The sequence below is a fragment of the Bradyrhizobium sp. LB14.3 genome (assembly GCF_040547985.1).
In the GTDB taxonomy this organism is placed as follows: domain Bacteria; phylum Pseudomonadota; class Alphaproteobacteria; order Rhizobiales; family Xanthobacteraceae; genus Bradyrhizobium.
In genome coordinates, this window is the sequence record NZ_JBEPQT010000009.1 from 97494 (window position 1) to 115601 (window position 18108).

At 62.9% G+C, this 18108-nt stretch carries 18 protein-coding genes and 1 tRNA gene; 8 read left to right on the plus strand and 11 right to left on the minus strand.

The features are described from left to right. Positions 1-414: 414 nt before the first annotated feature. Both ABIB00_RS18710 and ABIB00_RS18715 read right to left on the minus strand, forming a co-directional pair. A complete protein-coding gene (locus ABIB00_RS18710) occupies positions 415-1224 on the minus strand; it encodes a DNA adenine methylase (protein ID WP_354105365.1) in 810 nt (269 codons plus the stop codon). A 165-nt stretch (positions 1225-1389) separates the two neighbouring features. Then, positions 1390-1950: a phage head morphogenesis protein gene (locus ABIB00_RS18715; protein WP_354105366.1), complete on the minus strand. Its 561-nt coding sequence runs from the start codon at positions 1948-1950 to the stop codon at positions 1390-1392. Here ABIB00_RS18715 and ABIB00_RS18720 point away from each other — a divergent pair. Then, positions 1922-2455, plus strand: a complete 534-nt coding sequence (locus ABIB00_RS18720; RefSeq protein ID WP_354105367.1) for a hypothetical protein — start codon at positions 1922-1924, stop codon at positions 2453-2455. The genes ABIB00_RS18715 and ABIB00_RS18720 overlap by 29 nt on opposite strands. Here ABIB00_RS18720 and ABIB00_RS18725 read toward each other — a convergent pair. Continuing rightward, entirely contained in the window at positions 2407-3534 is a 1128-nt protein-coding gene (locus tag ABIB00_RS18725; protein WP_354105368.1) for an acyltransferase family protein, read from the minus strand. The two genes, ABIB00_RS18720 and ABIB00_RS18725, sit on opposite strands and share 49 nt — an antisense overlap. 586 nt (positions 3535-4120) lie before the next feature. On the opposite strand from ABIB00_RS18725, the gene ABIB00_RS18730 reads away from it, so the two are divergent. Both ABIB00_RS18730 and ABIB00_RS18735 read left to right on the plus strand, forming a co-directional pair. Further along, entirely contained in the window at positions 4121-4822 is a 702-nt protein-coding gene (locus ABIB00_RS18730) for an SEC-C metal-binding domain-containing protein (protein WP_354105369.1), read from the plus strand. 251 nt (positions 4823-5073) lie between these two features. Then, positions 5074-6099, plus strand: a complete 1026-nt coding sequence (locus ABIB00_RS18735; protein ID WP_354105370.1) for an alpha/beta hydrolase — start codon at positions 5074-5076, stop codon at positions 6097-6099. Between the two features lie 94 nt (positions 6100-6193). On the opposite strand, the gene ABIB00_RS18740 is transcribed toward ABIB00_RS18735, so the two are convergent. Beyond that, a tRNA-Glu gene (locus ABIB00_RS18740) sits at positions 6194-6268 on the minus strand. Positions 6269-6325: 57 nt separating this feature from the next. After that, entirely contained in the window at positions 6326-6670 is a 345-nt protein-coding gene (locus ABIB00_RS18745; protein ID WP_354105371.1) for a hypothetical protein, read from the minus strand. On the opposite strand from ABIB00_RS18745, the gene ABIB00_RS18750 reads away from it, so the two are divergent. From ABIB00_RS18750 to ABIB00_RS18760, 3 genes are all read left to right on the plus strand, one after another. Beyond that, positions 6669-7676: an RluA family pseudouridine synthase gene (locus ABIB00_RS18750; protein WP_354105372.1), complete on the plus strand. Its 1008-nt coding sequence runs from the start codon at positions 6669-6671 to the stop codon at positions 7674-7676. The two genes, ABIB00_RS18745 and ABIB00_RS18750, sit on opposite strands and share 2 nt — an antisense overlap. Before the next feature lie 219 nt (positions 7677-7895). Beyond that, positions 7896-8795, plus strand: a complete 900-nt coding sequence (gene rpoH / locus ABIB00_RS18755; RefSeq protein ID WP_247339355.1) for an RNA polymerase sigma factor RpoH — start codon at positions 7896-7898, stop codon at positions 8793-8795. 188 nt (positions 8796-8983) lie between these two features. Beyond that, positions 8984-9325 (plus strand): hypothetical protein, encoded by a 342-nt coding sequence (locus ABIB00_RS18760; protein WP_354105373.1) that lies wholly within the window; start codon positions 8984-8986, stop codon positions 9323-9325. Between the two features lie 4 nt (positions 9326-9329). Here the strand turns inward: ABIB00_RS18760 and ABIB00_RS18765 are convergent, their stop codons facing one another. From ABIB00_RS18765 to ABIB00_RS18780, 4 genes are all read right to left on the minus strand, one after another. Beyond that, entirely contained in the window at positions 9330-9968 is a 639-nt protein-coding gene (locus tag ABIB00_RS18765; protein WP_354105475.1) for a peptidoglycan recognition protein family protein, read from the minus strand. 37 nt (positions 9969-10005) lie between these two features. Next, the gene (locus ABIB00_RS18770) at positions 10006-11217 is read right to left on the minus strand and encodes a GGDEF domain-containing protein (RefSeq protein WP_354105374.1); all 1212 of its coding nucleotides are present in this window, start codon (positions 11215-11217) and stop codon (positions 10006-10008) included. A gap of 569 nt (positions 11218-11786) precedes the next feature. Beyond that, the gene (locus tag ABIB00_RS18775; RefSeq protein ID WP_247441518.1) at positions 11787-12398 is read right to left on the minus strand and encodes a LysE family translocator; all 612 of its coding nucleotides are present in this window, start codon (positions 12396-12398) and stop codon (positions 11787-11789) included. A gap of 55 nt (positions 12399-12453) precedes the next feature. Beyond that, positions 12454-12828: a response regulator gene (locus ABIB00_RS18780; protein ID WP_247441517.1), complete on the minus strand. Its 375-nt coding sequence runs from the start codon at positions 12826-12828 to the stop codon at positions 12454-12456. 132 nt (positions 12829-12960) lie between these two features. On the opposite strand from ABIB00_RS18780, the gene ABIB00_RS18785 reads away from it, so the two are divergent. Next, complete coding sequence (locus tag ABIB00_RS18785; RefSeq protein WP_354105375.1) at positions 12961-13791, plus strand: SDR family NAD(P)-dependent oxidoreductase; 831 nt, start codon at positions 12961-12963, stop codon at positions 13789-13791. A gap of 63 nt (positions 13792-13854) precedes the next feature. Here the strand turns inward: ABIB00_RS18785 and ABIB00_RS18790 are convergent, their stop codons facing one another. Continuing rightward, complete coding sequence (locus tag ABIB00_RS18790; protein WP_354052539.1) at positions 13855-14661, minus strand: lytic murein transglycosylase; 807 nt, start codon at positions 14659-14661, stop codon at positions 13855-13857. 582 nt (positions 14662-15243) lie between these two features. Here ABIB00_RS18790 and ABIB00_RS18795 point away from each other — a divergent pair. Beyond that, positions 15244-15480, plus strand: a complete 237-nt coding sequence (locus tag ABIB00_RS18795) for a hypothetical protein (RefSeq protein ID WP_007596614.1) — start codon at positions 15244-15246, stop codon at positions 15478-15480. Positions 15481-15587: 107 nt separating this feature from the next. Here the strand turns inward: ABIB00_RS18795 and rpoD are convergent, their stop codons facing one another. Further along, positions 15588-17738: an RNA polymerase sigma factor RpoD gene (rpoD, locus tag ABIB00_RS18800; RefSeq protein WP_247339343.1), complete on the minus strand. Its 2151-nt coding sequence runs from the start codon at positions 17736-17738 to the stop codon at positions 15588-15590. Between the last annotated feature and the right edge of the window lie 370 nt (positions 17739-18108).

Here is an 18108-nt window from a genome sequence, read left to right on the forward strand (position 1 = left end):
ACGACGGCCAGGACCACACGGTTTCGCCGTACGCGAGCTGCCTTGCGTCGCCAAAGGGTCCGCAAGACTTGAGCGCCGTCCTGTGACGCGCAGTTTCATATGACACCTCCCGGGATCAGCCGGGATTATCCGGGAAACGACGGGAAGTGATTGAACTGCAAGGGCTTGCGCGGCCCTCGGCGCACTTCGGCGGCACAGACGGCGCGCAAGTTCAAATGTCACCTTCAGCCGGCGGCGCGCCGCAAACAGGCTTGAAAACACGGGGCTGGCTTTTGAACTCGGACTCAAAACGGCGGTTCGGCGCCGGCGAGTCCGAGTTCAGCACGAATGGCGCTAAACGATTGTGCTGCAACGACTTAGCGCCGATCCGCCCAAGCGTCGTGCTGCCGAACTCGGACTCGGAACCCGGACTCTTCAGGGCCTCCGATTGCGGGCGGTGATGATCAGCTCTCGGGCCTGGTGCGCCTTGTTGCTGCGGGCCATCGAATAGGTCAGCTGCCCCGGCCGCAGGCGGAAGCCGCCGAAGGTTTTCCGGATGTCCGGGACGTCGTTGATCGACATGATGAAGCGGCCTTTCAAGCTCCTTAAAACGTCCGCCATCTGGGCGTATTCCGACCGCTCGAACAGGCCGGCGCCGTAGTCCTTCTCGCCGCCGTAGTACGGCGGGTCGAGAAAGAACAGCACGCCCGGCCGATCGTAGCGGCTGATGAATTCGGCCCACGGCAGGCATTCGATCGTGACGCCGGCAAGCCGCTCGTGCAGCTCGTCGAGCATCGGCGCGAGCTTCGCCACGTTGAAGCGCGCGCCGGCCGGATCGACGCCGAAATTGCGGCCCGCAACTTTGCCGCCGAAGGCCGTGCGTTGGAGATAGAGGAAGCGCGCGGCTCGCTCCAGGTCGGTGAGCGTCGCCGGGTCGGATGCCTTCAGCCGCTCGAATTCCGCGCGCCCGGTGATCTGCCACCGCAACAGGTCCATAAACGGATTGTAGTGGCGCTGGAGGATGCGAAAGAACGTCGCCACGTCACCGGAGCGGTCGTTGATGATCTCGCCCTTCCTCGGCCGCCGGCGGCGCAGGAAAACGCCACCCATGCCCACGAATGGCTCGGCATAGGTCTCGTGCGGAATCCGCTCGATGCATGCGACGATCGTTTTCGCCAGTTGCTTCTTGCCGCCGATATAGCCCGCGGCCGGCTTCACCGGCTTGTAGACAACCCCAATACTCATCTGCTCGAATCGCTCCGGCCCGCCTACGGTCGCCGCGCTGCGCAGCAGCGGCGGGTCGGCGGGAACGGTTCTCCTCGTCGTGCGGGTCAGTCTGCCAGGATCGGCCCGCGGTTTGCAGCGTTTGCGCGCTGTCGACCCCCGCCACTACAGCGCCGAGGGTAATTCTCATTGGTCGATCGCCTCGTCGAGGCTCGACGGCATCTCGCCGGGCCGATAGGCGAAGCCGGGATCGATACCTGCGGGGACGGTGACGCTCTTGGTGCTGCCGTCCGGCAGCGTGATCGTCTTCTCGACCATGCTCGATTCCGGCGCCTGGTCGGAAACGGTGTAGCCGTAGCGGCGCAGATCGTCGTCGGAGAGGCTGTCGACCCAGCAATGGCAGAACCAGCCGTTCGGCGGGTAATGCGTCTTCCACCATGGATCGTCCACGGGCAGAATCGTGCCGTCCCAGCTCTCGTGCTCCGGGCGCGGGTTCTTCTGGCCGTCGAGATGCCGATAGATCAGGTACGGACGCGTGCGCTTGACGCTCTGGATCTGCTCCCAGCGGCCGGCGGCATAGGCCGTGTTCATGTTGGTGTCGAAGATCACGCGCGAACGCCAGCCGCGCGAGCCGTTGTAGCTCCAGCCGTGCTCCTCGACGATCTTGTCAAAATCCTTGCGAAAGGATTCCAGCGTCTCGCCGCCCTCGATCGCCTGGTTGACGGCATCGATCAAGCGCCCCGACACGGGCGTCGTCGATTTCGTTTGGGATCTCGTTGCGAACGGCTCTGCAAACATCTCGTCGTTGGCGTCAGGTGCCTACACAGAATTTCGCCGCATCGGCTGCATGAAGACGGACGGCGCCAATTTTTGGGTCAAGTTCATTCAGCTCGGCGATAAATTTTTGTGGGCGGTGCCGACGCAGGACGATACGGCGGCGGTCGGCACTACGGCGGCGCTTGTGACGCTTAATGTGCCGACTGGAATTCAGGTGGACGCCGAGATTTTTGGGCTAGGCACCAATACGGCGAACGGCACAACCTGGCTCATTACTTCGCCCGATCAGGTTGACACGTTGCCAGCAACCGCGATTTTTTCGGGTATCGTCGGAGCCAATTCCGTCAACGCGACCTATTCGCAGACTGTGAGAACGAACACGTCCGGTCAGGTAAGAAAACGTGCAAGCGCCGCAACCACGACGATCTACATCAACACCTTCGGTTGGACTGATCGACGCGGCAGAGACACCTGAGGCGGGGCTGGTTCGTAACCAACCTTCGACTTCCATTTGAGGAAGGGGGTTTCGCAAAACCGGAAAGATAGACCCGCAACAATGAACGTCGCTGTCACGCACACGGTGGCATGAAATACGGCGGAGTAGCCGGGAATCTGAATGCGAAGGATGGGGACATGCCAGAGGTAAAGGCCGTATGAGATCACTCCAATATAGTTGATCGGACCCCATTCAAAAATTTTGGTGAAAAACGACCGCGGGTTAACCATCGTGTTCGAGATCATTGTAACACTGGTCAAGCCGACGAGCGTAAATCCCCATCGGTAAAGCTGGCCGTTAGCAATGCGCTCTTCCCAACTGAGCCAGATAAAAGCAGCCAATGAGGCCCAGGCTAAAACATTTACGATTGTTCTTGAGGCTTGCGATTTTGGAAGTAGGTCGCGACTGTAAATCCAAGCAAGGGTTGCGCCCCAAGCTAAGCCATCGACGTGGAGATGGGTCGAAAAATATATCGGATACGAAGGGCCAGATTCCCAAAGCCATATTCGTCCAAGCCACGGCCCGAACACTCCGAGCGCGAGAACAGCCGCTAAAACCGGTGTTGATGCTCTCAGTTTTAGCACCACGAGAAGCATTAACGGCCAAAAGATGTAAAATTGTTCTTCAACGGACAGCGACCAAAGATGGGTGAGCATCCCATTGCCGCCGAGGCCATAGGGGTTGAGCCACACAGCAATGCGCCAATTCCACATGTACGTGGCGACAGTAGCGAGATCCTTCAGCGTTCCCGTAAATTCGGTACGATCCATCGTGAACCACGCGTGAATCAGTACGAATACCACGACCGAGAACAGAGCAGGAAAGAGCCGCAGCGCTCGCCGAATATAGAAGCGGCCAATATTGATCGAGCCGGTCGTGCTGAATTCCTTCAGCAAAATTGTGGTGATCAGGAATCCGCTCAACACGAAGAATAGGTCTACGCCGACATGCCCGCCCGGAAATATGGATGGCGACGTGTGGGCGAATATAACGACTAGAACGGCGAGCGCGCGCAAACCGTTAAGTGCTGGAACGAACCAGTGTTCTTTGGAACCCATATCTCCCCCACCAAGCCGGTTCTTCCTTACCCGCCACAACCGGCCCGTGCAAGTTATCCACTAGCTACTTGACTTCCACCTCGCGGTGAGCCTCGGCCCGCGCTTTTCTCCGAGCAAGGCAAAGTCAGCACTGCATTGGGCCTGTACTCCTAAAACCTTCGCTTACCGGACAAATAGGGGACTCATTACATGCTCGACCTGCATGGCATTTCGCATGCCGCGGTCGACCTGAGCCGGTTCCATTACCCGCTCAGTCTGGCCGAATGGGAGGTGTCATTTGAACCTGCGCGAGGTGACATTTGAAATTGCGCGCTACACGTCCGTCTATCGCGGTTCGTACCATGCTCACGAGGTTCATCTCGCCCTGCACGCACAAGCCCGCCTTTAACGCCGCCCGCGTCTACCGCACTCCAGCCCGCGTTCGTGACGACGTACGACCGCCCCTTTGCTGGGCTGGGATGGGCGAGAGATACGCCAAATCAGAATTTCGGTAAAGTGGAATATTTTTGTGGGAAGGGATTGACGGCGATCGGGGTGTTTTGCCCGTCAGGCAGTTGGCGCCTGGAGAACAGGACGGCAGCGTCCCGTGATCACAACCGCGCAATGGCGGCCGCGTGGCTGCTGCGCGATCGGCCGGGGAGTTGCTCGGCTCGCCGCCGGCGCGCATATTGTCTCTTCGCTTGGCAGAGAATTTTTACGGCCGACCCGGTCGCTGGTGTTCGTAATGATGAATTCGAACAAGGTGGGACGAAACGATCCTTGCCCCTGCGGCAGCGGCAGGAAGTTCAAGAAGTGCTGCCTCATCTCGCAAAGGCCGGACGAGCCGTCATCCGGATTGCCCCAAGTCGATGCGCAGGCCCCGGACGTTGCCGGGTGGCCGCAGGAAGATGAAGCGATGCTGGAGTATGATCCATTCGTGGAGCCGGACCCGGATCAGTGGCTTGCGCTGGACGAGCAGGAACAGATTGATCTCGTCGTCGCGTACCACCGGCGCGCCGGGATCCGCTTTCCGCGCGAGCAAGCGCATGCCATCTTTCACGCCATCGTCGAGCGCCAGATTGCCGATACCGAGCTGCCGGTGCGCGGCACGGCCGAGCGGCTGATGTCCGAAGGGCTCGACCGCCACGAAGCCATTCATGCGATCGGCTCGGTGCTTGCCGCCCACATGCACGATCTGATCCACGGAGCCGAATCGGGCAGCGACCCCGACACGAGGTCCGATCCGAACGAGGCGTATTTCGCCGAGCTGGAAGCTCTGACCGCGGACGATTGGCTTCAGTCCGGCTGATCAACCCGTCAATACAGTCGGGCTGGAATGGCGCTCCCTGCCGGGCGTCAGCGGGTCCCATCCAGACGCCGCGCTTCGACCTCGAAACGGCCGAGAGTGCTCGCACCACTGATGAGGAAAATCAGATCCAACGGAGCGGTAAGAGACCGTGCAACCGACCGCGAAGCGGCTCCGCCGTCTTCTCGCCCCCATTGTCATCCAGGGAATTGGCGGGGCGGCGTTACGGTGGGCGAAGTTCCCAAAGGTTCCGTGTGATCATCCAACGTCTCCTGCAACGCGACTCCGGTCATTCTGTTTCGCGCCGCGCTCTGCTCGGCGGATTTGTGTCGGCGGGAAGTGCCCTCGCGCTCGGCGGATGCGCCGGCCTGGGTGCGACCGGCGCGCGCTTCGACGCGTCATCGCTCTCCATTGATCCAACCTTGCTCGTCGCCACCACACGCAAGCCCGCGAACGGCGCTCGCACGAAACCCTGGTTCGGCCCGGAGCGCGCGACCGCCATGACGGTCGCACGGGCGAAGCTGGTGGCGCCGGACGAGAGCCGACTTTCTCTCGCCTCTGTTGGACTTGGCGATTGGCGCCTCGACCGGGTCGAACCGGTGTCGGTCGACGTTGGCGATCTCGTCGCGCAGGCCGGCGGCGGCGACGTGCTGATCTATGTGCACGGCTTCAAGCAGACATTCGAGACGGCGGTGCTCGATGCCGCCCATCTCTCCGACGGGATCAAGTTCCGCGGCCGGACCATGGTGTTTGCCTGGCCGTCCAAGGCAGGGCTGTTCGATTATGCCTATGACCGCGACAGCGCGATGTGGTCCCGCGACGATTTCGAGCGCGTGCTCTCTGCGCTGGTGTCGGCTTCAGGCGCCGGCCGCGTGCACATCGTTGCGCATAGCATGGGAACCATGCTGGCGCTCGAAAGCCTGCGTCAGCTCTATGCGCGCTACGGCGACACGGTGACGGGCAAGATCGGCGCGGTGGTGTTTGCCGCACCCGATATCGACATGGACGTGTTCTCGTCGGCGATCCACCGCATCGGTCCGCTTGCCGGCAAGATCACAGTGATCGCCGCGACGAACGATCGCGCCCTCGCGCTGTCGGGACAAATCGCAGGTGGAATGACCAGGGTCGGCGCCGCCGAGAAGGCCGTCATCGCGCAGCTCGGTGTGCGCGTGGTCGATGCCTCGCAGGAAGGCTGGGGCCTCATCAACCATGATCTGTTTCTGTCGAATGCGGAAGTGCAGCGGGTGATCCGCCGCTCGATCGACGGCACGACCGCGTGAGAGGGCGCCCGCGCCGAGCTTGTTCCTGCGCACGCTCGTTGCGGCTTCAGGCGACAAAACGGCCGGGTTTGGACTGCCCAGTCTCGTACGCGAATGGCGCTCCCTAGGGGAATCGAACCCCTGTTTCAGCCTTGAGAGGGCCGCGTCCTAACCGCTAGACGAAGGGAGCGTGAGGGTTAGCCAATAACCTCGAAATTTGTCCGCCGCAAGGACCCGAATGGGCCTTTTACGGCTCATTGGCGAATTTCAGCTTTCCGGCCGGCTTCAAGGTGTGGGCGTCGAAGGTGCGGATCTCGATGACTCCGCCGACATCGAGCGTGACCACGAGGCGGTCGCCGGCAACCCCGGTCGAGACGATTCTGGCGCCCTTCGGCAGGGTGGCGGTGACGTCGCCTGCCGGCTCGGGTGCCCTTCCCTCCGACTTGAAAAGGCGGTAGCCCACCGCGATCAGCACGGCGCAGATTGCCAGCGCCGTGGTCAACCCCGCGATCAGCATCATCCGCCGCACCCGCGCGAAAATCGCGGCTTGCTCGGGGCTCGGTTCGGGAACAGCGGTATCAGACGTCGTCATGGAAAATTCAGGCTCTGCGCAAAGGTTGGAGGTTGTCGTCACCGGCGACGAGGACTCGACCCGGCTCGACCGCGTGCTGGCGGCGCACCTCGCCGACCTGTCGCGATCGAGGCTGAAAGCCCTGATCCTGGCGGGCGCGGTGAGCCTCAAGGACGCCGCGATCCGCGACCCCGCTTATCACGTCGCATCCGGCGATACGATCACAATCGACGTGCCGGAAGCAGTCTCGCCGGAGCCGAAAGGCGAGGATATCGCCCTCGACATCGTGTTCGAGGACGACGACATCGTCGTCCTCAACAAGCCCAGGGGGCTGGTGGTGCACCCCGCGGCGGGCCACGAGACCGGCACGCTGGTGAACGCGCTGATCGCCCATTGCGGAGGCTCGCTGTCGGGCATCGGTGGCGTGCGCCGGCCCGGCATCGTGCACCGGCTGGACAAGGACACCACGGGGCTGATGGTGGTCGCCAAGAACGACCTCGCGCATGCCTCGCTCACCGCGCAATTCGCCGATCACGGCCGCACCGGGCCGATGCGGCGCGGCTACATGGCGTTCGCGTGGGGGCTGCCCGGCCGCCATCGCGGCACCGTTGATGCGCCGATCGACCGCCACCCGCATGCGCGCGAGAAGATGGCGGTGCGCCAGGGCGGCCGCGAGGCCGTGACGCATTGGGAGCTTCTGGAGAGCTTTGCCGGGCGGGACCGCAAGCCGATCGCGGGCCTGCTCGCCTGCGAGCTCGAGACCGGGCGCACTCACCAGATCCGCGTCCACCTCGCCCATATCGGCCATCCCCTGCTGGGCGACGGCGTCTACGGCCCGCACTTCAAGACCAAGGCGAACCAGCTCGGCCCCGAGTCGCAAGCAGCGCTGGCCGCGCTCGGACGGCAAGCCCTGCACGCTTATTTGCTGGTATTGCAGCACCCCAGGACTGGAGAATTACTTCACTGGGAGACGCCGCTGCCGGAGGATTTGGTTCTCCTCCAGGGGGCCTTGAAAGCGGCGCTATGACGCAGGCAATTTCAGAAAACCCTTACCTTACAAAAAGTTATAGCTGCCACACGGGGACGTGACGTCAGCAATCCTTCCCTTTTTGCCCCCCGATGGGGTATATTGCGTCTGCGTTGGAAATGACCAACGCGGAACATCGCAGCTACGACCGGCTTTAACAAAGCGGTCGTCTGCCTGGCCCGCCGCTATCGGGGGCCTGAACCTTTGGAGGGCTTAACTATGGCCCGTACCGCTGCACTGCCGGTCCTTAATGGAGAATCCGGCCTTTCCCGTTACCTCGGCGAAATCCGCAAGTTCCCGATGCTGGAACCCCAGCAGGAATACATGCTCGCCAAACGCTGGCGCGAGCACGACGATCGCGACGCCGCACATCAACTCGTCACTAGCCATCTCCGGCTCGTGGCCAAGATCGCCATGGGCTATCGTGGCTACGGCTTGCCAATCTCCGAGGTCGTCTCGGAAGGCAATGTCGGCCTGATGCAGGCGGTGAAGCGGTTCGAGCCCGAGAAGGGCTTCCGTCTCGCCACCTACGCCATGTGGTGGATCAAGGCGTCGATACAAGAGTACATTCTGCGTTCCTGGTCGCTCGTGAAGATGGGCACCACCGCGAACCAGAAGAAGCTGTTCTTCAACCTGCGCAAGGCGAAGAGCAAGATTTCCGCGCTGGACGAAGGCGATCTGCGCCCCGACCAGGTGGCAATCATTGCCAAGCGTCTCGGCGTCACGGCTCAGGACGTGGTCGACATGAACCGCCGCCTCGGTGGCGACGCGTCGCTCAACGCTCCGATCCGCGACGACGGCGAAGCCGGAGAATGGCAGGACTGGCTGGTCGACAATTCGCCCAACCAGGAAGCCATGCTGGCCGAGCACGAGGAATATGATCACCGCCGCGACGCCCTCAATGGCGCCATGGGCGTGCTCAACCCGCGCGAACGCCGCATCTTCGAGGCCCGCCGCCTCGCCGATGAACCGATGACGCTGGAAGACCTTGCCGCCGAGTTCGGCGTGTCGCGCGAGCGCGTGCGCCAGATCGAGGTCCGCGCTTTTGAAAAGGTGCAGGCCGCGGTCAAGGGCACGATCGCAAAGGCCGAACAGGCCGCGCTGGAAGCCGCGCTCTAAGCGAGGTTGCTCTGGCGCCAGAGATTGGCGGATCGACAAGAGACAGAAAGCCGGCGGCAACGCCGGCTTTTTTGTGTGTGAGGTGCAGCATGTTCTTGGAGACGCGGGGCCAGGCACCTTGAACCCGCACTGCCGGTCGGCCGACCAAAAACATCGGACCGACAGCATCAAGAGAACGGACACGCACCGTGTCGATCATTTTGCAATCTACCGTGGGCGGGTTTTCCGCCCAGTTCATGCGCAAGTTGCCGCTGGTCGAGCAGGCGATGCGCGACCACGGCCTCGAGCCTTCGGAGTTCGTGATCTCGAAGGACTACGCCTCGACCGCGACGATCCCGATCATGGGCCCGTTCTTCTTCAATTACAGCGTCTTCTTCGGCGAGGAAGAATTCACCGTCACCGAGCCGAACGACATGGTGTTCCTGGATTACTTCATCAACCGCGTGCTGGCGGCAGACGAGCCGCCGGAATTGCCGCGGCGGCCGGGATTGATGCGGCGGCTCTTTGGATGGATGTCGGAGCCGGTGTAGCTCGTCACTCGCCCCTAAATTCTTTCCCCCAAGTCCTCGCCAGCGTCGCGAGCCAGCAGCCTTCGCAATAGCGCGCGTCCTTGTAGTCGATCCAGTTGTGCGCATAGACGTGGTCGAGCGGGATGCCGTAGCGCGCGCGCAGGATTTGGACGAGGATCTTCCACGCCGCGACCTGCGCCGCGGTCGGGCCGGTCGTGACGTCGGGATAGTTGCCGGCGAACTCGACGCCGATCGAATTGTCGCGCACCACCTGGCGATAGGTCGGCTTGTTGTCGATGTATTTGTTGTCGTTGCGGTTGGCGCCGTCGCCATGGGTCGGCACCAGATTCTCCGCCACCGCCCAATAGACCGTGCCGTCGGTTTCGACCCACAATGTGACGCCGCGACGCGTGGGATTCTTCGATTGCGCCTCGGCGCCCCCGCGGGCCGAGCCCGCCGGCCCCTCGGTCTGGTGCACGATGATGTTGCGCCATGGTCTTGCGTTACCGACATCGCCCCATGGCGCCAGCCACACGATTTTCAGACCGGGAATGTCGGGCGTGCCGGAGGCGCGCGCGAGTTTGGCCAGATCGGCGTCGGTTGCGTCTGCGGGCGCGATCAGAATGAGAGCGGCGAGTATGGCCGCGAGCAGGCGGGAGATCATCGTGCGGGTCCAATGCGGACCAGACATTAGCACGCCCTTACGCGAATTTGCGCAAGGCCTCGCCTGGACCGATCGGCTCAGGCAGGAGCGGCGGCGCCGGCTCGTAGACGGCAAAGTCATTTTTGCCGTTCTTCTTGGCTGCATAGAGCGCGTGGTCGGCATGCGCGATCAGGCGGTCCGGAAATTGGCCGATGCCGCGATCCCACTGCGCCAGCCCGATCGAGATCGCGATCGGAATGTCGCCCCCGGTGCAGCTGACGGCATCCTGACGGCAGACCTCGAGCACGCGGCGGGCGATCGCGGCCGCCTCGCGCAAGGACGACGACGGCAGCACGACGCAGAATTCGTCGCCGCCGGTGCGGGCGAGCATGTCGCCCGGCCGCAGCCGCGTTTGCGCCATCAGGGTGAAATGCTGCAGGCAGGCATCGCCCGCGGCATGGCCATGGGTGTCGTTGATGGTCTTGAAGCCGTCGAGATCGATCACCAGCAGCGAGAACGGCTCGCTGCTGCGCTCCGAGCGGGCGCATTCTTCACCCAGCCGCTGCAACAGATGCCGCCGGTTGGCGACACCGGTGAGATCGTCGAGTAGCGCGAGGTCGGCCACCTCGTTGCGCAGGCGGTCCATCGCCATCAGCAGGAAGCCGAAATTGAGCGTCATCGACAGGAACAGCAGCCCCAGCACCATAACCGCATGAGCCTGGCCGCCGGCGCTCGCCGAGAAATCGCCGCCGAGCAGATTGCCCACCGTGCGGACCGCGAGGATCGCGATAATGACGAGGATGACGATGCCGGACAACCGGGCGCCCGGGCTGACGCGGCCTTCCGGCGGCGCCAGCAACAGACGCAGCGACAGCACCAGCGGCAGGCCCTGACCGAGCGTGTAGCAGAGCATGCGCAGCGGCATGTGCTCGAAGCCGACCATGAAGAACACGACGCCGGCGAGGCTCAGCGCTCCCGCCGCGGTCATCATGCGCCACGAGACCGGCCGGTGATAGAAGCGTTGGATGCCCATGGCGGCAAGGCAGCTCGCCGCGATGACGCCGGCCGCGCCAAGTAGAAGTGGCAGCGGAGATGCGATGAACAGGCGGATCAGGGCCGTCATCGCGCCGGTCGCACCGATGAAGGACGATGCCATCCAGAACCGCGCGGCCGCGAATTTCGGATAAGAGCGCGTCACATAGGCCCAGATCAGGCCGAGCGCCAGAAAGTTGACGACGAACACCGTCCAGAGTGTCGGCACGTTCAGCATGGCGCGTGCCGCACGCGCAGTGTCGTGCTCTCCGTCCCTGGCAGCCGTCCGTCCATGACCCCGTCCCCGTTTTCTTGCGGGCAACAATGCGGCCGTCGCGCTTAACGGAGTCTCACTGCAAACTTTAAAAGCATGCCTTTGGTTTTGGATTCATGAACGGCCGGCGCGGTTGTCGGATCGTTAGGCATGTCGGCCGCGATGCGGATTCAAGAACCAAAAGCGCCCGGAAATGCATCTGAGCTGTGGATAACGCGATGACACGGATGTGACAGCGCGGGGCATATGGGCGCGAATCTGCTGAGCTTGTGGTCGAGGATGTTGCGAGGCTGGCCCTCCGCCGAGCATCCCTCGTGTCGCGTTTCACCATTAACCCTGAAGAGGATCCTATGGCTAAGAAAGCGAAGAAGGCGAAGAAGGCGACAAAGAAGAAGGCCAAGAAGGCAGCGAAGAAGAAGTAACGAGGCTTCTTATTTTTTGCCCGGGTGGAGTTCGCTCCGCCCGGGCTTCGGCAGAGGCGAGAGATTGAAGGCGGCGGGCGCGAGGCCCGCTTTTTTATGGGGTGAAGAAAACTACCGCTCGGCGAACGCGAGCTTGGCGCCAAGTGCGGCGAAGCCGGCGGCAAAACTCCGCCGCAGCCAGGCCATGACGCGCGGACGGGAGATGACGCGCTCGCGCACCGAGGCTGCGCAGAGGCCGTAGACCACGAACACGGCAAACGTCATCGCCATGAAGGCGCCGCTCAATTCCAGCATCTGCGCCAGCACATGACCCTCGTCCGCGGCGATGAACTGCGGCAGGAAGGCGAGGAAAAAGATCGACAGCTTTGGATTGAGGATGTTGATCAGGAAGCCGGTCACGATCACACGGCCGACCGAACGCTCGCGAATCTCGCCGTCGACCGCCAGCGCGCCGGTCTCGCGTAGCGCCTGCCAGGACATGTAGAGCAGATAGGCGACGCCGCACAATTTCAGCGCGGCGAAGGCGAGCGCGCTGGTGTGGAGCACGGCGGCGAGCCCCAGCATCGCGGCAATCATGTGCGGCACGATTCCGAGCGTGCAGCCGAAGGCGGCCGCGATGCTCGCGCGCGAGCCGCGTGTCAGCGCGGCGGCCAGCGTGTAGAGCACGCCGGTACCGGGCGAGGCGACCACGATCAGCGAGGTCAGCAGGAAAGACAAGGTCATGCACGGACCTTATCACCACATCTCGGGGCAAGAAAGCCGGCCCGCGGGATCGCCGTCAGGACAGCTGCGCGAGCTCGGCCTCGCGGAGCACGTCGAGCGGCGCCCATGGCTTGGCCCAGAACTTTGCGCCGTTCGGCAAGGGCTGCATCAAGGGGCGGCCGGAGGTGACGACGATGTCGAGCTTCGGATTTCGGTCCTTGGCGACGTGCGCGAGCTCGACCCCGTTCATGCGGCCGGCAAGCTGGACGTCCGTCATCATCAAGCAGAGCGCGCCGGCGCTTTCGTCGAGCACAAGCTCGGCTGCTTCGGCGCTCTCGCATTGAATGACGTCGTAGCCGCTTTCTTCGAGAAGAAGACTGAGCATCTCCCTCTGCATGAGGTCGTCTTCCACAATCAGTGCGGTTGCTCGAAATGGCTTTGCTTGTCCCATTGGCGGCTCCCAATGCTGCCTGTCTGTCTCTATCAAGTAACGTAGGTTAAGGTGGGAACAGCCATGCGGTTCAGTTCCATTATGAAAAAATGTAAATCATAGTTCCGCACAAGGGGCTTGATTGGGGGATTCATGACTGCGATTCGCGGCGCCGCCGCCATCACGGGAGCGGCCTGCGGCATCGGCCGCGCGCTGGCGATCGAGCTTGCGCGGCGCGGCTGCGATCTCGCGCTCGCCGATCGCGACGAGGCCGGGCTGAAGACGCTCGCGGCCGAGATCGGAGCCGCATGCAAGGTCAGCCTGCACCGCGTCGACGTCGGCGAGCCCGACGACATCGCGCGGTTCGCGAGCGAGGCGACAACAACGCATCCCGCGCTCGGCATCGTCGTCAACAATGCCGGCGTGGCGCTGATGGGCTCGTTCGAGGAGATCGACCAGGCGCAGATGGACTGGCTGTTCGACATCAATTTCTGGGGCGTGGTGCATGGCACGCGCGCCTTCCTGCCACATCTGAAGACGATGGGCGAGGCGCACATCGTCAACCTCTCCTCGATCTTCGGCATCATCGCGCCGCCGGGACAGTCGGTTTATGCCGCGGCGAAATTCGCGGTGCGCGGCTTTTCCGAGAGCGTGCGGCACGAGCTTGCGATGGCGGGAAGCCCTGTGAGGCTGTCGGTCGTGCACCCCGGCGGCGTCGCCACCGCCATCGCGCGCAATTCGCGCACCGGGGTCGGCGTCACCGACAACGCGCGTCGGTCGCAATCGATCGAGCGGTTCGAGAACGCGGCAAAGACCACGCCGAAGGACGCCGCGCTGCGCATCATCAAGGGCATCGAGAGAAACGAGCCGCGCATCCTGATCGGCAACGACGCCCGCTTCATGGATCTGTTGCAGCGCTTCCGTCCGGGGACGTACTGGGCGCCGTTGCAGCGCAAGCTGGAGAAGATGGCGAAGGGGAGCTAGCCCCGTGGTCCGCCGCCTCACTTTCAACGTCGTCCCGGCGAAGGCGGAGAGACATCACGCCCCTCACTGCCCCGCCAGCCGATCGGCAAAATACCCGATCGTCTTGCGATAGATCACCGCCCTGTTCCATTCGCGCATTGCCTCGAAATTTGCGGTGCCTTCGCCGTAGGGCTGGCCCATCTTGAAGCCGCTGGTGTGGAGCAGGTTCGCGGTCGACGCGAGCACGTCGGGGACGCTGTGGCGGAGATCGACGTGACCGTCGCCGTCGAAATCGACGCCGTATTTGATGTAGGAGGACGGCAGGAATTGGGTCTGGCCTATCTCGCCGGCATAGGCGCCGATCAGGTCGCGCAGCGGCAGGTCGCCGCGCTGCACGATCTTCAGCGCCGCAAGCAGCTCGCCCTGAAACAGATCCGTGCGGCGGCAGTCATGCGCGAGCGTCGCCAGCGTGCGGATCACGGGCAGCTTGCCGATGTCGCCCTTGCCGAAATCGCTTTCCAAGCCCCAGATCGCGACCAGGATATAGCGGGGCACGCCGAATTGCTGCTCGATGCGCGAGAGCAGCGCGGCATGGCGCTGCAACAGCGCCTTGCCGCCATTGATGCGGCCGGGGCCGACCCGGGTCGAGACATACTGCTCGAAACTCTTGTTGAAGGTGTAGCGCTGGCGCCGGTCGAAGGCGAGCACCGCGCCATCCTGGGCCACCCCGCTGAGCGCCGCGCTGGTCACGCCCGCCGAGACGCCGGCTCCTTGCGCTTCCGCGGTCATGCTGGCGACGAAGCTGTTGAAGTCGCCGCCGCAGCGCGCGGCCTGGGCCGATCCGCTGGCCAGACAGGCAATGAAGGCGATGGCCAAAGCGGGTCTCGACATACGGGAAAATCCTTTGAAGAATGAGCGCGAAAGCGGCACGCGATCATGCCCGGGAACCGGATTCGCGTCAAAGCGGCAAACCTCGCCAGAACCGGTCGCATCTTGGCTGCGACAAATGAAATGCGCTCGCCACTTCTGCGCATCGACGGGAAGACGCGCAGGCCAACGCGCTTTCTACATAGTGCACATAACGCTAGCTGCGTTGCAGCAGCGCGATAGATGAACAAACATTTGCTCATCGAAGCAGTTCGTTTGGGAACTCATGAACGTCGAAATCCGACGCATGTCTGATCCGCCGGCTGCGACATCGACGCCGCCCTGATTTGCCTTGCCATGGCATGGCGCAGCCTATAATCTTCTATTCTAGGTTGTCGCCCCGCCAGCCCCGGGCGACGCTGAAGACCAAAAATAAACGGCGGGCTTCGCGGCCCGCCGTTTATTGAGGAAGGGTCTCGGCAGACGGCAAGAGGGCGCCCGGCGCCCCGCCGGCAAAACGATTTCATTCGCGCGCGGCACCCCGCTCCGCGTGAATACGGGCAATTCACCATTTGACTGCGGCGCCCTGATCGACGACAAGCCGCCATGGCCAAAAAACCTGGAACCAATCCCAAAGGCGAATTCGCCTTTTTCAACGTCTTCTATGAAGACGGCTCTCAACGCTCCAACCGGCGCGTGCCCGCCGAATTGCTGGGCGGCCTCGACGGCGACGAGCCTGCACGCGCCTTCATCATGGAGCAGGACCGCGAGATCGCCGAAAAATCCGGCCGGCCCGCGCTTGAGATCAAGAACCTCGAGCGCGTCGGGGCGAAGAAGAAATAGGCTCCGCTCGCGCGACACCTAGAGCATCGGCACAAACAAAAATGGCGGGCCTCAGCCCGCCGTTTTCGTTTGGATGGATGCCCGGATCGAGTCCAGGCACGCCTGAACTAGTTATCCAAAAAGCTCCGCAGCTTCCGCGACCGCGACGGATGCTTCAGCTTGCGCAGCGCCTTCGCTTCGATCTGACGAATACGTTCGCGGGTCACCGAGAACTGCTGGCCGACTTCTTCCAGCGTGTGGTCGGTGTTCATGCCGATGCCGAAGCGCATGCGCAGCACGCGTTCTTCGCGCGGGGTGAGCGAGGCGAGCACGCGCGTGGTGGTCTCGCGCAGGTTCGACTGGATCGCGGCATCGATCGGGAGGATCGCGTTCTTGTCCTCGATGAAATCGCCGAGGTGTGAATCCTCTTCGTCACCGACGGGGGTTTCGAGCGAGAGCGGCTCCTTGGCGATCTTGAGGACCTTGCGGACCTTCTCGAGCGGCATGCCGAGCTTCTCGGCCAGCTCTTCCGGGGTCGGCTCGCGGCCGATCTCGTTGAGCATCTGGCGCGAGGTGCGCACGATCTTGTTGATCGTCTCGATCATGTGCACGGGGATGCGGATGGTGCGCGCCTGGTCGGCGATCGAGCGGGTGATCGCCTGCCGGATCCACCACGTCGCGTAGGTCGAGAACTTGTAGCCGCGGCGGTACTCGAACTTGTCGACGGCCTTCATCAGGCCGATGTTGCCTTCCTGGATCAGGTCGAGGAACTGCAGGCCGCGATTGGTGTACTTCTTGGCGATCGAGATCACGAGACGGAGGTTGGCTTCCACCATCTCCTTCTTGGCCTGGCGTGCTTCGCGCTCGCCCTTCTGCACCGAGTGCACGATCTTGCGGAACTCGATGATCTCGAGGCCGGTCAGCGCCGCGAGCTGATGCACCTCGTGGCGGAGGTCCTTGATCCGGTCCTTCTCGTGATGGACGAAATTCTTCCAGCCCTTGGCCGACAGCTTCGAGACACGATTGAGCCAGCGCGGATCGAGCTCCGAGCCGGTGTAGTTGCGCAGGAAGTCTTCGCGCCCGACGCCGTGGCTGTCGGCAAGGCGCATCAGCCGGCCCTCGTGCGAAACGAGGCGCTTGTTGATGTCGTAGAGCTGCTCGACCAGACTGTCGATACGCGCCTGGTTCAGGCGCAGCGACTTCACCTCGACGATGATCTCGTCCTTGAGCTTGCGGTATTTGCGCTCCTGGTGCGGCGAGAGCGAGGGCCCGTGCGAGGTGCTCTCGAGCTGGTTCTGGATGTCCTGTTCCTGAAGCTTGCGCAGCTTCTTGTAGCTATCGGCGATCTTGTCGAAAATCTCGACGACCTTCGGCTTGAGCTCGGCCTCGATCGCCGCAAGCGACATCTGGTTCTCGAACTCGTCGTCCTCGTCCATGTCGGCTTCGGCGGCGGACTCCGCAGGATCCTTCGCGGCTTCGCCGGCATTGCCGGGCGCAGGCGCGGCGCGGAACGGGGTCGGCGACGGCGGTGCGGCGGGCGGGGCGACATGCGCGGGCGCGGCGCCAGTGACCTGGCCGCCTTCGGCCGAAGCTTCACCGGTCTCACCGCTGGGGCCGGCGATCATCGCAGTGTTCATGCCGGCCTTGGCTTCGGGACCGGCATAGGTCGCTTCGAGATCGATGATGTCGCGAAGGAAAATCTTTCCTTCGTTGAGCTCGTCGCGCCAGATGATGATGGCCTGGAAGGTCAGCGGGCTTTCGCAGAGGCCTGCGATCATCGCCTCGCGGCCAGCCTCGATGCGCTTCGCAATCGCGATTTCGCCTTCGCGCGAGAGCAGTTCGACGGTGCCCATCTCGCGCAGATACATGCGCACCGGATCGTCGGTGCGCTCGCCCGGCTCGCTCTTCTTGACCTCGGTGACGGCCTTCTGGGTGACTTCGACGAGCTCGTTGTCGGTCTCGTCCTCGCCGCCCTCGTCCTTGTCCTCCTCGCCTTCGCTATCGTCGGCTTCGGTGACATTGATGCCCATGTCCGAGAGCATCGACATGATGTCCTCGATCTGCTCGGGCGAGGTCTGGTCGGACGGCAAAACTTCGTTGAGCTGATCGAAAGTCACGAAGCCGCGCTTCTTGGCCTGCTTGATCATCTTCTTCACGGCCGCGTCGGACAGATCGAGCAACGGCGAGGGCGCGTCCTGGGAGTCCTTCTCCGGCGCGTCCGCTGCCTTGTCGTCTTTTTCCTTGTCCTTCGCCTGCAGCGTCTTTGCCTTGGTGGCCATCCATTGCTCCTAAACGCGTTTCACACAGACGTTCGCCGCGCCCGCGTGAAATCACTTGAACCTGTTGCTCGCTGCTCTCGCTTCGTCAGATCTCGACACGGAAAGGGCGGCGCGAACCTCTTGTCGCCACCCCCGACCTTATCTCTCGCCGGATTTGCCTAACGCTTCGTAGAGCCTCTTTGTCGCAGCGGATGCAGGTGTAGTGCCAACAGCAATTGCGCGGATTCATTCCTGACGCGTCTGTTCTGCCTGCGGCCGCCTGGTGGCCAAAGTGCTACAAGACCGTTAAGCCTCGATTAACCCTGTTTTTGCCGCCAAACCTCGGATTTGGCGAGTCTTTTAGCGGTCCCGGCCGCGGCCGTCCGCATGA

What these genes read in the sequence shown, in the direction of transcription:
- ABIB00_RS18790 (WP_354052539.1), bottom strand. Translation starts at nt 14,661, where the DNA reads ATGTCGAGACCCGCTTTGGCCATCGCCTTCATTGCCTGTCTGGCCAGC.
- rpoD (WP_247339343.1), bottom strand. Translation starts at nt 17,738, where the DNA reads ATGGCCACCAAGGCAAAGACGCTGCAGGCGAAGGACAAGGAAAAAGAC.
- ABIB00_RS18725 (WP_354105368.1), bottom strand. Translation starts at nt 3,534, where the DNA reads ATGGGTTCCAAAGAACACTGGTTCGTTCCAGCACTTAACGGTTTGCGC.
- ABIB00_RS18795 (WP_007596614.1), top strand. Translation starts at nt 15,244, where the DNA reads ATGGCCAAAAAACCTGGAACCAATCCCAAAGGCGAATTCGCCTTTTTC.
- ABIB00_RS18780 (WP_247441517.1), bottom strand. Translation starts at nt 12,828, where the DNA reads ATGGGACAAGCAAAGCCATTTCGAGCAACCGCACTGATTGTGGAAGAC.
- ABIB00_RS18770 (WP_354105374.1), bottom strand. Translation starts at nt 11,217, where the DNA reads ATGCTGAACGTGCCGACACTCTGGACGGTGTTCGTCGTCAACTTTCTG.
- ABIB00_RS18745 (WP_354105371.1), bottom strand. Translation starts at nt 6,670, where the DNA reads ATGACGACGTCTGATACCGCTGTTCCCGAACCGAGCCCCGAGCAAGCC.
- rpoH (WP_247339355.1), top strand. Translation starts at nt 7,896, where the DNA reads ATGGCCCGTACCGCTGCACTGCCGGTCCTTAATGGAGAATCCGGCCTT.
- ABIB00_RS18710 (WP_354105365.1), bottom strand. Translation starts at nt 1,224, where the DNA reads ATGAGTATTGGGGTTGTCTACAAGCCGGTGAAGCCGGCCGCGGGCTAT.
- ABIB00_RS18785 (WP_354105375.1), top strand. Translation starts at nt 12,961, where the DNA reads ATGACTGCGATTCGCGGCGCCGCCGCCATCACGGGAGCGGCCTGCGGC.
- ABIB00_RS18775 (WP_247441518.1), bottom strand. Translation starts at nt 12,398, where the DNA reads ATGACCTTGTCTTTCCTGCTGACCTCGCTGATCGTGGTCGCCTCGCCC.
- ABIB00_RS18765 (WP_354105475.1), bottom strand. Translation starts at nt 9,968, where the DNA reads ATGATCTCCCGCCTGCTCGCGGCCATACTCGCCGCTCTCATTCTGATC.
- ABIB00_RS18750 (WP_354105372.1), top strand. Translation starts at nt 6,669, where the DNA reads ATGGAAAATTCAGGCTCTGCGCAAAGGTTGGAGGTTGTCGTCACCGGC.